Origin of the sequence: Micromonospora sp. CA-240977, assembly GCF_050942285.1 — a bacterium.
GTDB lineage: Bacteria > Actinomycetota > Actinomycetes > Mycobacteriales > Micromonosporaceae > Micromonospora.
In genome coordinates this window covers 3,045,968-3,059,643 of the sequence record NZ_CP192055.1, presented here as the reverse complement: position 1 = coordinate 3,059,643, position 13,676 = coordinate 3,045,968, and the positions used below count along the sequence as shown (strand labels likewise).

Below are 13,676 nucleotides of genomic sequence, written 5' to 3'. Positions count from 1 at the left end.
CCGCGCCAGCGCCATCGGCGCGGCGGATTTCGCCACTGTCGCAGGAGGTTGACCCACGTGACGACGATCCTGGTAACCACGCATGCCATCACCGGGCACCTGCGCTACGCGACTCCCCTGGTCCGGGAGCTCGTCGCCGAGGGACACGACGTCGTCTGGTACACCGGGAGCGCGTTCGAACCCCTTGTCGTCGGCACCGGCGCGACGTTCGCCCCGATGAGCACGCGCGCCGGGGCCGACGCCGGTGCGGGGGACGCGTTGCGAAGCGCTCCGGACCGCGCCGGCGGGATCGGCGGATACGGTACGACAGTGCTGGAGGTGTTCGTCCGCCCCGTCGCCGCGTTCGTCGCGGACATCGATGAGCTGATCGACTCCGTCGCCCCCGAGGTGGTCGTGTCGGACCACAGCTTCCTGGCCGGGATGTTCGCGGCCGAACGGCGTGGCCTCCCCCTGGTGGTCTTCTCGACCGGCGCGCTGCACGTCTCGAGCGTGGACACGGCACCGTACGGCACCGGGCTGCCGCCCGCGAACGGTCCGCTCGGCCGGGCGCGCAACCGCCTTCTCTACCAGCTGGTCCGTCGGGTCGTCATGCGCGCGCCGCAGCGGGAGGCGGCCCGGATCCGGGCCACGCTCGGCCTGCCGCCGCTGCCCGGCTTCTTCTTCTCCTGGCCGCAGCAGATCGCCGACCGCTACCTCCAGTCGAGCATCCCCCAGTTCGAGTATCCGCGGCGCGACCTGCCCGACTCGGTGGTGTTCTGCGGCCCGATGCGGCTGGAGGGGCTGGACGACTGGACGGAGCCCCCGTGGTGGAGCCGGATCGCGCAGGCGCGGGCCGCCGGGCGACCGGTGGTGTTCGTCACGCAGGGCACCGCCGCCACCGATCCGGAGGATCTCCTGTTACCGACGATCAGCGGGTTGGCCGGCGAGGAGATGCAGGTGGTCGCGACGGCGGGCGGACGCGATCCGCAGGAGGTGCTGCCCGTGGAGCAACGCCCGCCGAACCTGGTGCTGGAGCCGTACATTCCGTTCACCGAGATGCTGCCGCAGGTGGACCTGATGGTCACCAACGGCGGTTTCGGGGGCGTCCAGACCGCGCTGGCGCAGGGGGTGCCGCTGGTCGTGGTCGGCGACTCGGAAGACCACATGGAGAACAACGCCCGGGTGCGGTGGTCCGGCGCCGGCCTCTGGCTGAGGGACGAGCGGCAGACGGCCGAGCGGATGCGCGATGCCGTACACACGGTGCTGGCCCGGCCGGAGTACCGCGCCCGCGCCCGGGAGCTGATGAGCGCCTATGCGCGTTTCCCGGACGGTGCGGGAGCGGCAGCCCGGGTGGTACTTGACGCTGCGGCCACACGCGGCCGCCGGGCGGCCTGAGGCCGGGACGCGCCACCGTCGGTACGGACACCTACGGTGGCGAGGCGGCGTGCCGCTCGGCCGCCAGCACCTGGTTGACCCGGTCGATCCTGGCGTCCACCGCATCGTGTCCGGTGACTCTGAGGTAGCCGTTGCCGTCGAGATGCTGGTGGTAGTGCAGCATCACCGGGTCCGAGGGCATCGGGTCGACGAGGTGCGTCGGGTAGTTGAATCTCGGGGTGAGAACGCGGACGGCCAGGCCCAGCTCGTGGGTCGCCAGCCCGAACGCGACCTGGTCGGTGTGGAACGTCAGATCGCCAAGGATCTCCGGGCGGTCCAGCAGCCAGCGGGTCCATCTCGGCCACGCGTCCCGTAGCGCCGCGAACGCCGCGCGCGTCAGCACGTACACGCCGCCGTTGAAGTTGCGCGCGAAGGTCGGCTCGCGGGAGTGGGTGGCGAGGGCGAGCTCTGGTTCGGTGTCGAAGCCCGCGGCCGTGAAGATCCGCCTCCAGTGCTCGTAAGACGGCCGGGCCAGGTCGACGGTCTTGGCGGCGATCATCTCCACACCGGAGAACAGGCCGTCGACGTCACCGGCGAAGGCGATGTCGCAGTCCGTGAGGACGACCAGGTCCGCATCCTGCAACGCCTCGCTCTGCAGTTGGCTGAGCTTGTTCGAGTACGGATGGCGCTTGTCGAACGGCGCGACGGTGCGGACCTCCACGCCCAGGTCGCGGAGGAAGTCGAGGTGCCGGCTGTCGACCCCCTCGACGAGGTGCACCACCACCTCGTGGGGCTGGCGTCGGGCGAGGCGCAGGAGGGTCGTACTCCAGATCCACGCCTCGTGCAGGTACCTCGGGGGGCCGTCGACGACGCAGGAGAACCGCACCGACGCACCGGGCGGCAGGCCTGGACGCGGGACGCCGGGTTGCCGAGCGTCGGTCATGGCCGCCCACCCAGCGCTGCCGGCCCGACAGCGGGCACGCCGTCACCGAGGTCTGTCTTGGTCATCCCACTTCTTCCCGTAGGTTGGCGGACACGAGGAGCCCACGGCTCCTACCCACCGGCCACGAACTCCCGGCGCACCTTGGGCGGCCAGGAACCGCTCTCGAAGATGCCCAGGGAGTACGCCCTGCCGACAAGCGCGGTCCGGTTCGAGACCCGGAACCTGCGCAGCAGTCGACCGATGTGGTATTCCACGCCCTGCCGGCTGAGGTAGAGGCTGGCCGCCAGTTGCACGCTCGAAGCGCCCGAGGCGACACCCTCCAGGATGCCCGCGTCCCGAACGGTCAGCGGCGGGACCTTGCGCGGCGGCAGCGGTTTCGCCGCGTGCGTGGTGGTCATCTCGACCGGATCGATCGGGCCTGCCTCGTCGTCACGTCGCGTCGCGGGTCCCCGGAGGCGGGTCATGCTAGCGATCTGCCGTGAGGACGGAATCCCGCGTGCCGATCCGGCGCGCTTCGGCCAGAATCGCCGGGCCGAACGTGCCCCAGAGCCCGTCGAGCCTCGAGGTGATCACCACGGTGTCCACCGCCCCGTCCGGGAGCCCGGTGTGGATGCCGACGTTGTGCCGCACGTCGTGGTGCTTCCCCGGGCCGTCCGCGGCCAACCGATCCACTACCTGCCTGTCGAAATCGGCAAGAACGCACGACTGCCGGAGGTCGGGCACGACGGCCCCGGCCCCGAAGACCGCCACACGCGCGTCGGGCGGGATCGACTCGAACGCCGCCTCCAGCTCGGTGGCGACGGTGAGCCCCGCGCACTGGCGGGTCCAATCGGCCACCTGACGGTTGAGCGTCTCCAGAGTGGACAGCGCTGGTTCGTCCGGGGACTGCATGACCAGCCAGCCCAGTTCGAGTGCCGGCTCGGCGAACCGGTACTTGCCGAAGAATCTCTGGGCGTTGCGGAGGAGGCCCGCGAAGTTCACCGCGCCGTCGCGCTCGTGCGGTGACTCGATCGCCCACGCGTCGAGGCTCAGCTGGATCGCGGTGCCGTTGCGGGCCAGCCGGTAGCCCAGGTCGACGTCGTCGAGGCCCCAGCCACGGAAGTCCTCGTCGAATCCGCCGACCGCCCAGAAGTCGACCGCCGGTACCGAGCAGTTCGAACTCCAGAACAGCTCCGCCGGAAAGATTCGGTTGCCCAGGTCGAACCCGACCTTCTCGAACTCGCCGTGCCGCGGGTCACGAAACCTCGGCTCGTCGCGGTAGCGATCGGCCACCTGCCGCGGGGTCAGCGTCCGGACGGCCTCGGCCAGCCCGGCCAGCGAGTAGTCGGGGTCGTCGACCTTGCGTGGCGGGTATCCGTACACGTAGCCGGCGATCGCCGTGCCGGGCACTGTGGGCGGCGTGTGCGCGAGCAGATGCGCCGTGAGCAGCTCCGGGCCGGCCAGCGTGGCGCAGTCCAGAAAGACCAGCAGCGGCGCGGCGGCCAGTCGCGCGCCGGCGTTGCGCACCCGGGTGACGCCATTGTCGCGCACCTGCGTGGGTCGGGCCCCGAGATCCTCTTGAAAGAGGTACTTGAGTCGCAGTCTGCGGGCGAAGGAGTGGACGACGGCCCGTGTCTCATCATGTGAGCCATCGTCGGCGACGACCACCTCGTACTGGTCGGCAGAGAGCGTTTGCTCGCAGAGACTCTCCAGCGTGAGGCGCAGGTCTTCGGCACGGTTGTGGGTAGGCACGATAACGGAAACCCGCGGCGCCGTGTCGGCGCCAGCACCTGCATCGGACGATTCCGCGGTCGACTCACCGCGTTTTTTCGACACTCGGCTCTCCTCGTCCTGGTATTGGCCGAACAGCTTCCGCCAAGCGCCCACCTGCACCGGAACCGAGAAACGAGGCGACCAGAAGACCAGGTTCGTGAGAACCCTCGACAGAACTGCTTCCAATCCGCCGACCACCCGTCCCAGATAGCGATGGGCGTGGATACTTTAACCACGGTCCCGCGAGCCGGTCAAGACAGGGAAAACCCTCCTTGACAACGCCACGGTTAGCGTTTGTCCGACTTGGTAACGTATTCGATGAACAGCCGGCGAACGCGCCGCGACCTCGGCGGCCGCAGCAGGTGCGGACGATGATGACGCGTCAATCAACGCATCGAGTTGACCGATAGGTCACGGAAGGTCGCCGTCGCGCACAGTGCGTTGCCGGGTCCCGATCTGGCACACGTCTTCCCGGAACGTGACATCCGCACGTGCGGCAGACCATTTACGACCACACCAACTGTGGCGGTGGCGATGTGCGGGTGTTGGAATCACGCGGGATCCGGCACCCATTCCGGCCGCCCTGCCAGCGACGACACCGTCGCCCGCGGATCGGCGGCCCGTTCGACTCGCAAAAAGAGAGATCCACAAGCTGGCCAATTGCCGGGGTGATCGGGGAGGATGACGACACCCGCTCCGCGCACTCACGAGCCAGTCCGCAACACCGGCTAATCCCCTGTGGAACCGGACAAAGCCACACCGCGACAAAATCGTGGGGGCAACACTCGTCAGCCGCCAACGCAGCTCGCCGGCTACATATACTACCGCGATCGATGAAGCAATGGCACACTGTCTGCCATTGCTGACAGTCAATGCGTTTCGGCCCCGGTCCGCGTCGGGGCGATCTCCAGGTGGCGCGATCCCTACCTCGGCCGGGAGTCTCATGAATGATCAAATCTGGCAGGATCTGCTAGCGCTGCAGGTCTTGGCCCCACTGTCCGCGAGCTACCTACCCTGGACCGTTGCGGCAATGCGTCCCAGCGGCGTCGTCGCCGTGCTCAACGAGATCATCATCAACCGGCGGCGTCACATCGTGGAGCTCGGCAGTGGCATCTCCTCCATCTATCTGGGACGCCTGCTGCGGCAGCACGGAGGACAGCTCTGGACCGTGGAGCACGACGACCGGTGGGCGGCGACCGTCGAGCGACAGCTCGCCGACGAGTCGCTGGACGACGTGGTGACTGTCGTGCGCGCGCCACTGGCGCCGATGGAATCCCCGTGGCCCGACGAGCAGAACGCCTGGTACGAAACGGATGCCATTCGACGCAGGCTCGCGGGCCAACCGATCGACCTGCTCGTCATCGACGGCCCGCCCGCGAGCGACGCCGCCCGGCAGCACTCGCGGTATCCCGCCGTCCCGTTCTTCGCGCCGCTGCTCGCGGACGACCACACCATCATCCTCGACGACATCGACCGGCCCGGCGAGCAGGAGATCATGAAACGCTGGGAGCAGGATCTAAACATCACCTTCGAACGACAGATCCTGGCCGGAGGAATTGGAATCGGCCGCTCACGGCCGTCATTCACGGTCTGAACCACGAGGGACGTAAATGAAGATTGTCACCATAGCCTCCGACCTCGAACAGCCATTCCTCCAACGCCTCCTGATTCCCTCCTGCAGCACTCTCGGGCTCGACCTGGTCATTCTCCACTCCACCAGGGACGGCTTCCGGCACAGCGACAAGCGGTCCATCATCACGGGCTATCTCGCGCAGCACGCCGAGGCCGACGAGCTCATCGTGTTCACCGACGCGTACGACACGTTGTTCGTCCGGGGAGAGCAGCACATCACGGAGCTCTACCAGACGTTCGCGCAGCCGGTGGTGTTCAGCGCCGAGGTCGGCAGCTGGCCACTGGGCGCCCTCGGTTTCGCCATCCTGGACACTCCTCCCACCCATCCGTACCCGTTTCTCAACAGCGGTGGCTACATCGGTCCGGCCGACGTTCTGCTCGACCTGCTCACCAAATACCCGCAGCCGCCGAACGACAGGTTCGAGCTCCTCCGGAAGTTGCGGGAGTTCGGCTACGACACCAACGACCGGTACGCCTTCAGCGACCAGTACTACTGGACACTCGTCCAGCTGCTCGAGGGCGGCACCGTAGCACTCGACCACACCGCAGCGCTTTTCGAGAACCTCGGTCCACCCGTGCCGGACGTGTGGGATCTACAGATCCTGCTCGGTCACTACGAGTTCTACACACAGGATCGGAAGTCGGCCAGTTACCGGCAGGAGCGTGCGCGTCTCGAACAGCTGCTGACATCTCCCAGCCAGGCCGCCCACATCCATTTCTCCAATCCCATGGGCAAGGCCGCCGCGCTGGATCTCCTCGACGAGGGCAAGCTGCCCGACTGGCTTCGTGAGGTCACCGAACCCATCGCAGCGGACGCACGGACAGCCACGGTCATCGCGGTGGACCAGTTGGTTGACAACTGAGGACGCGGAAACTCAGGTGAACAACAGACGGAGGCACGTGTGCACGCTGACCAGGGAGCTCGGCTCGTCGAGAAGCCGGCCTTCATCCTGTCGGCCATCCGGTCCGGATCGACCTTGCTGCGCTGCATTCTCAACACCCACTCACAGATCTGCGCCCCCCATGAGCTCCACCTGCCGAACGCGCGAGTCGACACCGCGACGTGGTACACCGAACTGGCACTACGAACCGCGGGATTCCCCGACCACGAGCTCGACTTCCTCCTGTGGGACCGGATCCTCCATCGCCTGCTCGAAGCCAGCAAGAAGCAGGTGATAGTCGAGAAGACGCCGGGCAACTCCCTGTCCTGGCGCAGGCTCAGCGAGTGCTGGCCGAGTGCCCGCTACATCTTCCTGCTGCGCAACCCGGCGCACATCGTGAGGTCGGCGCTCCTGGTCGGACCCGATCCGGAGTCGACTGTCGTTCCGATCGTGCTGAGCATGATCGACGGGGTTGAGGACGCTCGGCGTGAGCTGCCGGGCCTCACGGTCCGCTACGAGGACCTGGTGGCCGAGCCGGTCGAGTCGACGAAGGCCGTCTGCGCCTACCTCGAGGTCGACTGGGAACCGGCGATGCTGGAGTACGGCCAGGCGGACCACGGCCCGTTCGAGCCGGGGATCGGCGATTTCGGCGACGCCATCCGCTCGGGTCAGGTGCAGCCCCGGTCGGAGCCACCGACCTCGGGTCCCGTTCCCGACTACCTCGCGGACCGATGCGCTCGCTGGGGTTACGCGGCGGAGGCGCGAGATGGTCGCTGAGCCGTCGCCGTCCAACCGCACGCTCGACCTCTCCACGCTTCCTCCACCGTCCGCCCTCTGGCCGGCTCGGGTGACACCGGACGTGCTGCCGTTCCCGGCGGACAGCTTCGATCGGGCCGTCGTCGGGCTGGACATCCTCCAGGCCTCGCGGCTGCACCGCCTGTTCGACGAGCTGGGTCGCGTGGTGGTCGGCGGCGGCGAGGTCGAGTTCGTGGTGCGCGACGACGAGGACGTCGACGGCCTGAAGATGCCCTTTCCAGACCTGATCGCAACGGCTCTGCGGGCATTCGACGTGCAGTCCATCGCCTCGGACGACGGTCTCCTCGTCATCCACACCCGCAACGACACCGCACGGCGACCCGGCGACAACACCAGCGGGAACGCCGATTCGGCAGCGGACGCCGCAGCCGCGCTCGTGCGCGTGCTGCGCGACCGGGACATCGACTGGGCAGACCCGCACGACCCGCACGGCTCGGCACCTCCCGCCGACGACGGCTCGTCGCCGGCCAGCCGGCCGTGGCGGATCGACGTGGCCGGGGGTGACAGCGGACAGGCGCACCCGGTCCGATTCGAGTCGGCGAGCCTTCCGGACACGCCACCGCGGCGGCCCGACCTGCGCGTCGCGGCCATCCTCGGCGAGCGGTCACGGTCCGCCCTGAGGTACGAGTTCGATCTGGAACCGGTACGGCAGCACTCGTGGCGTACGGTCTTCCGGCAGTGTCCGCCGCGACTTCTCCTACTGGAGTCCAGCTGCCCGGCAGATGGCGCGGGTGGGCCCTTCACCGCCGACGGCGGGCTGCGTCGATGGGTCCTGGAGGTGCTGGACCACTGCCGCGAGCAGGCCGTTCCCACCCTCTTCTGGAACAACGACGACCCCCGGGGATACGAGTTGTTCCGGCAGGCTGCCCGTCACTTCGACTGGGTGTTCACAGTGGACACGGGCTGTGTCGACCGTTACCGGGCGGACCTCGGGCACGACCGGGTCGGCGTCCTGCCGTTCGCGATCCAACCGCGGATCCACAACCCGGTGGGGGCCTTCTCGCACAGCGTCGGGGATGTCGCGTACGTCGCACCACGCCACGGTGTCGGCCGCGACGCGCAGGCGCAGCAGACCGACACTGTCCTGAGCGCCCCCGCCGATCTCGGGCTCCACGTCCTCCTGCTCGACGAGTCCGGGCCGCGTCCCGGCCCCGCGGACGACGTCGTCCGCCTGACGTACGGCCAACTGTTGAGCGCGTACCGGCGCTACCGGGTCTTCCACCAGGTGAACCCGGTGCCGGACTCGGCGGCGACGCTCTCGCCCGAGCTTTTGGAGGCACTGGCCTGCGGCGCTCCGGTGATCAGTGGCCCGTCACCGACGAAGGCCCTGGACCCCGGCGTGGTGGAGGTCAGCTCGGACACGTCATCGTCGCGAATGCTGATCAAGGCCCTTCTGACAAGCACCGAGCTGCGGGACCGCAAGGCGGTGCAGGGCGTCCGGTGTGTCATGCGGGAGCACAGCTACGCGGACCGCGTCGACGATCTTCTCGCGACGGTGGGCTTCGGCACGAGCCCGCGACAGCGGCCCCTGGTCTCCATCGTGGCGCCGACCCATCGACTCGGCGGATACGAGAGCATCTTCAACAACGTTCGTCGACAGACCTACGAGAATGTGGAGCTGATCCTTGGCCTGCACGGCGTCGACGAACCGGAGTCTCGCATCCGGGACGCCGCGGCCGCCCAGTCGATCGACAACCTCACTGTGGTGCGCCTGTCGGCGGACCTGTCACTGGGATCCGTGTGCAATGAGCTGATCGCGGCAGCCTCCGGGACGTACGTCGCCCGCATCGACGACGACGACCTCTACGGCCCGAACTACCTGGAAGACCAGATGCGCGCCTTCGACTACACCGAGGCGGACATCGTCGGCAAGTGGACCCGCTTCATCTTCCTCGAAAGGCTCCCCGCGCTCGGTGTGATCTTCCCGGGAACCGAGCATGTCTACGGCACTCCCCTGTGCGGCGGGACGCTCCTGATGCGCCGGGAGCTCTGCGATGTGGTCAAGTTCGCCGACCAGACGAGAGGTGAGGACATCCGGTTCATCATCGACTGCGCCCAACAGGGGTTCGCCACCTACGCGACTGATCGCTTCAACTACGTGTACGTCCGGCACACCGACACATCTCGACACACTTACCGGCCGGCGGACCTCGACCTGCTCTCCCAGACCAGGATCGTGTCGTTCGGCTCGGCAGTGGAACACGCGTTCGTCTGACCAGGACGGCTGATCACACGCCGACGTCGACACACAGGACTCGAGGGCGTCGATTCATGAGGGTCATCTTCACCGGGGTGCCACTGCTCGGTCATCTCCTGCATCAACTGCCGACGGCCAGGGCCTTCCACGACCAGGGGCACGCGGTGTCCCTCCTGGCGCCGGAGTCGGTCACGAGGTTCTTCGCCGCCGAGGAGTTCGAGATGGTGCCCGCGGGCGCGGACCCGAACGCCCTCCGGGCGGAGGTCCTCCGCCGTACGGGTGAGGATGTCACGGCGGGGGCGAGCCTCGGCGCGCAGTTGGAGGCGTTCGGCAACGCCCGGATCGACCTGTCCGTGGCGCCCACCGTGGCCGCCGCCCGGGCCTGGCAGCCAGATCTGGTCGTCGCCGATCCGACGGACGTTCTCGCGCCGCTGGTCGCCGCCATCCTGGACGTGCCCTGCGCCACGCTGACTGTCGGACCGGAGGGGTCGCCGGAGTTCCAGCAGAAGTTGAGGCAGCGGATATCCGGGCAGTACCAGAGCCGCGGTCTGACGCCTCGGCAGGCCCGCTGGGTGCTGGACGTCTGCCCCCCGGGCATGCAACGCGACGACTGGCAGGCCCCCGAGCGATGGCGGCCGGTGCGCCCGCAGGCGCACCGCGCTCCACGTGGCCACCGCACCCCCGCGCTCCGAACGCCTGTGGGGCAGCCTCGGATCCTGGTGACCTTCGGAACCCTCTTCACCGATCCCGAGCGGCTCAACCCCATCCTGCGGGCACTCGCCGCCACCGGCGCGGCGCTCCGGGTGCCGTTGGGGCTCACCGCCGCTGCCGACGACTTCGACGTCGGCCACGAGGGGGTCACCTTCGAGCCGTTCGTGCCGCTGCACGACCTGCTGGCCGACATCGATCTGGTGGTGTGCCACGGCGGCGCCGGCACCGTGCTCGGCGTGCTGGCCGCCGGACTGCCCATGGTGGTCGTGCCCCAGGGTGCGGACCAGTCGATGCACGCCGACCGGGCAGCGAACGCGGGAGCCGCCGTCCACCTCCGGCCGGAGGACTTCACACCGGAGGCAGTGTCCCGGGCCGTGGACGCGGTGCTCGGCACACCCACCTACCGGAACAACGCCAGCAGGTTGGCGGGGCAGATCGCCGCCATGCCCTCCCCCGCGGAGGTGGCCAGCGCGTTGGCGGCGGAGTTTCGGACAGATGAGCTGTGACAACGCGCGGCACCCACGGAATTCGCGCTCGCTTGGAGGTGGCCCACCCATGCCCGACAACATCGACCCACAACGATCGGCGGCACTCGTCGAGCTCGTACGGCCCAAGCGGTTGCCCCGAATCCTGGACGTCGGCGCCAACCCGCTCGCCAACCCCCTGGACCGGCCCCCGTACGAGACCCTCGCCGAGCAGGGCCTGTGCGAGGTGTGGGGCTTCGAGCCGCAGGAGGACGCGTACGAGGCGCTGCTGAGGACGAAGCGGGACAACGAGCACTACCTGCCGCACGCCGTCGGCCTGGGTGGCCCGGCGACCCTGCACGTCTACCGGAACGGCGCGTTCAGCAGCATGCTCCCGATCCACACGCCGTCGATCGACTTCCTCGACCGCTGGCGTGACGAGACCACGCTGGTGAAGACGATCGACATGCAGACCCATCGGATCGACGACCTGCCCGGGATGGTCGACATCGACCTACTCAAGATCGACTGCCAGGGCAGCGAGGTCGAGGCGATGCGGGGCGCGGAGAAGCGGCTCGCGGGCGCGGTGGCGATCATCCCCGAAGTCCGGTTCCTGCAGCTGTACGAGAACGAACCGAACCTCTGCGGGCTGGACAGCTACCTGCGCTCACAGGGGTTCATGCTCCACAAGTTCCTGTTCATCAAGTCGACCCTCATCAACCACTCCCGCTTCGGCAAGCTGCCGAAGGCGATGACAGTGAACCAGGCCGTCGACGGCGATGCCGTCTACATCAGGAATCCGGTCTCGCCGCAGATGACCACCGAGCAGGTGAAGAACCTGGCGATCTTCGCCGACGCGGTCTTCGCCTCCTTCGAACTGGTCATCCGGTGCCTCGACATCCTCGCCGCCCGTGGGGTCGTCACCGACGCCGACATCCAGTGCTACGTCGACCGGCTGGTTGGCTAGCGCGCCATCCGGCCCGGTGCGAGTGGCGGACACCCGACACCGATGCACGGGGTTGCCGACTGTGACCATGGCATCACTACCTGCACACTCCTCCTCGCCATGGTCCCGTCGAATGGAGGAACAGATGCGTCTCCGATCGTTCGTCACCGCAGCACTGGCCGCCGTCCTGGCCGCCGGCGCACTCGCGCCACCGGCACCGGCCGCTGCGGCCACCGCCGACCGCTGGGGGTTCGCCTATGTCAAAGACCCCACCGTGCCGGTCTGGACCGTGCTGGACACCAGCCGACAGTGGGGTAGCTGGAAGACCGCGTTCCCGGCCGCCTGGGCCGACGGCGTCAAGCTCGCACCCGGCCGGTTCCAGGTCCGCTTCCCCCAGGTGGGTGCCAGCTCACGGGGCGTGCCGCACGTGACCCCGGTGAACCGGACCGGGCACTACTGCGAGGTGGTTCGCTGGTTCCAGTCCGGCGCCGACGAGATCGTCGACGTGCAGTGCCACAAGCCGGGCGGCACGCGCGAGGACACTCCGTTCACAGTGCTCTGGACGACAAGCTCGGGCGTACTGCCGGCCGGCACCTCCCACGCGTACGTGCAGTGGAGCAGTGGCGTGGTAGCGCAGTCGTACAACTCCACGGGCGTGGTGAACACGGTCGGGCCGCTGGGCGTCGGGCAGTACCTGGTGCGGCTGCCCGGGGTGGGGCTGGCCGGGGTGCTCGCCGGCAACGTGCAGGTCACCGCCGTGCAGCCGAACGCCGGTCCCCGCCGGTGCAAAGTCTACTCCTGGGGCGCGGTCGGCAGTGACGTCCAGGTGTACGTCTTCTGCTACGACCAGGCCGGCGCGTTCATCAACACCGACTTCGCCCTGTCCTACCACCGTCGGCGGCCGGTGATCGGCTCCCTCGCCCCGCCGTCGTACTTCGGCTACCTCGGTACCGCCGTCGGCGGCCCGACCAACGACAATTCGGTACTCGGTGTCGGCGCGAACACGGTGGCGCCGCTGGCGCCCGCCGGTCGCTACCTGGCGACCTTCCCGCAGGTCGGCCTCAAGGAGACGCACGCCCAGGTGGTGGCGCAGGGCGCCGGCAGCAACTACTGCCACCTCACCCAGTCCTGGTCGTACACCACGAACGCCGACGTCGACGTGATCTGCTTCGACAACGCCGGCGTTGTCACCCCCCACCGCTTCCTGGCCACCTTCACCTCCCGGCTCTGACGCCGGACCGCACCCGGCGGCGGCCGTACCCCGGTCGCCGCCGGGCGCGGCAGCAGTGCAGACCGAACGTTCTATTCGCTAAGCTGGGAGGATGACGCGCGACGAACCCGAGGCCCGGCCCTCCGAGGCACGACTCCGGCTTCTCCGCACGGCGACCAGGATCTTCTACGCCGAGGGCATTCACTCCGTGGGCGTCGACCGGATCATCGCCGAGGCGAAGGTGACCCGGGCCACCTTCTACCGGCACTTCCCCAGCAAGGACGATCTCATCCTGGCCTACCTGCGCGAGGTGCATCAGCTGGAGCGCGGCATGGTCGACCAGGCTATCGCCGCCAACCGACAGCCGATCGATCCCCTCCTGGCCATCGCCGGTTCCATCGCCCAGAACATCGAGTCCCCCGGGTTCCGTGGGTGCGCGTTCCTGAACGCCGCGGCGGAGTATCCCGACACGAACCATCCCGTGCACCAGGAGCTCACGGCTCACCGGAAATGGTTCCTGGACACCGTCACCACGCTCATGGCGCAGGTCCACGAAGGAACGGCGGATCCCGCGGCGCGCCACTTCGTCATGCTCCGGGACGGCGCCATGGCCGCCGGGTGCCTGTCCGACCCCACGCTGGTGTCCGAGACCTTCCTGCGCGGTGTCGAAGGCCTCCTCCGGATCAACTCGGAGCGGCAGTCGGCAGAGTCGGCCCGTTGACCCCTGGGCGACCGCCCTCCAGCCACCACGGCACCAGCGACCAGCTGCGC

Annotated in this window: 12 protein-coding genes; 9 read left to right on the top strand and 3 right to left on the bottom strand. The window is 68.5% G+C overall.

Translation table 11 applies throughout. The features are described 5' to 3' along the window. Nucleotides 1-57 precede the first annotated feature (57 nt). Nucleotides 58-1,374, top strand: a complete 1,317-nt coding sequence (locus ACQPWW_RS14070; protein WP_433132779.1) for a glycosyltransferase — start codon at nt 58-60, stop codon at nt 1,372-1,374. A 31-nt stretch (nt 1,375-1,405) separates the two neighbouring features. Here the strand turns inward: ACQPWW_RS14070 and ACQPWW_RS14065 are convergent, their stop codons facing one another. From ACQPWW_RS14065 to ACQPWW_RS14055, 3 genes are all read right to left on the bottom strand, one after another. After that, complete coding sequence (locus ACQPWW_RS14065) at nt 1,406-2,296, bottom strand: hypothetical protein (RefSeq protein WP_433132777.1); 891 nt, start codon at nt 2,294-2,296, stop codon at nt 1,406-1,408. 110 nt (nt 2,297-2,406) lie between these two features. Next, nucleotides 2,407-2,694 (bottom strand): response regulator transcription factor, encoded by a 288-nt coding sequence (locus tag ACQPWW_RS14060; RefSeq protein WP_433132775.1) that lies wholly within the window; start codon nt 2,692-2,694, stop codon nt 2,407-2,409. Between the two features lie 67 nt (nt 2,695-2,761). Next, complete coding sequence (locus tag ACQPWW_RS14055) at nt 2,762-4,027, bottom strand: glycosyltransferase (protein ID WP_433132773.1); 1,266 nt, start codon at nt 4,025-4,027, stop codon at nt 2,762-2,764. 1,051 nt (nt 4,028-5,078) lie between these two features. On the opposite strand from ACQPWW_RS14055, the gene ACQPWW_RS14050 reads away from it, so the two are divergent. From ACQPWW_RS14050 to ACQPWW_RS14015, 8 genes are all read left to right on the top strand, one after another. Next, entirely contained in the window at nt 5,079-5,642 is a 564-nt protein-coding gene (locus ACQPWW_RS14050) for a class I SAM-dependent methyltransferase (protein ID WP_433132771.1), read from the top strand. A 16-nt stretch (nt 5,643-5,658) separates the two neighbouring features. Then, entirely contained in the window at nt 5,659-6,543 is an 885-nt protein-coding gene (locus ACQPWW_RS14045; RefSeq protein WP_433132769.1) for a glycosyltransferase domain-containing protein, read from the top strand. A gap of 39 nt (nt 6,544-6,582) precedes the next feature. Continuing rightward, complete coding sequence (locus ACQPWW_RS14040) at nt 6,583-7,338, top strand: sulfotransferase family protein (protein ID WP_433132767.1); 756 nt, start codon at nt 6,583-6,585, stop codon at nt 7,336-7,338. Then, the gene (locus tag ACQPWW_RS14035) at nt 7,328-9,592 is read left to right on the top strand and encodes a glycosyltransferase (protein ID WP_433132765.1); all 2,265 of its coding nucleotides are present in this window, start codon (nt 7,328-7,330) and stop codon (nt 9,590-9,592) included. The genes ACQPWW_RS14040 and ACQPWW_RS14035 overlap by 11 nt, the downstream gene beginning before the upstream one ends. A 56-nt stretch (nt 9,593-9,648) precedes the next feature. Further along, on the top strand, nt 9,649-10,791 hold the full coding sequence (locus ACQPWW_RS14030) for a glycosyltransferase (protein WP_433132763.1): 1,143 nt from the start codon (nt 9,649-9,651) through the stop codon (nt 10,789-10,791). 49 nt (nt 10,792-10,840) lie between these two features. Then, the gene (locus ACQPWW_RS14025; protein WP_433132761.1) at nt 10,841-11,716 is read left to right on the top strand and encodes an FkbM family methyltransferase; all 876 of its coding nucleotides are present in this window, start codon (nt 10,841-10,843) and stop codon (nt 11,714-11,716) included. A 124-nt stretch (nt 11,717-11,840) separates the two neighbouring features. Continuing rightward, the gene (locus ACQPWW_RS14020) at nt 11,841-12,926 is read left to right on the top strand and encodes a hypothetical protein (protein WP_433132759.1); all 1,086 of its coding nucleotides are present in this window, start codon (nt 11,841-11,843) and stop codon (nt 12,924-12,926) included. A gap of 91 nt (nt 12,927-13,017) precedes the next feature. Beyond that, nucleotides 13,018-13,626, top strand: coding sequence for a TetR/AcrR family transcriptional regulator (locus ACQPWW_RS14015; protein WP_433132757.1), 609 nt, complete (start codon nt 13,018-13,020; stop codon nt 13,624-13,626). Nucleotides 13,627-13,676: the final 50 nt, after the last annotated feature.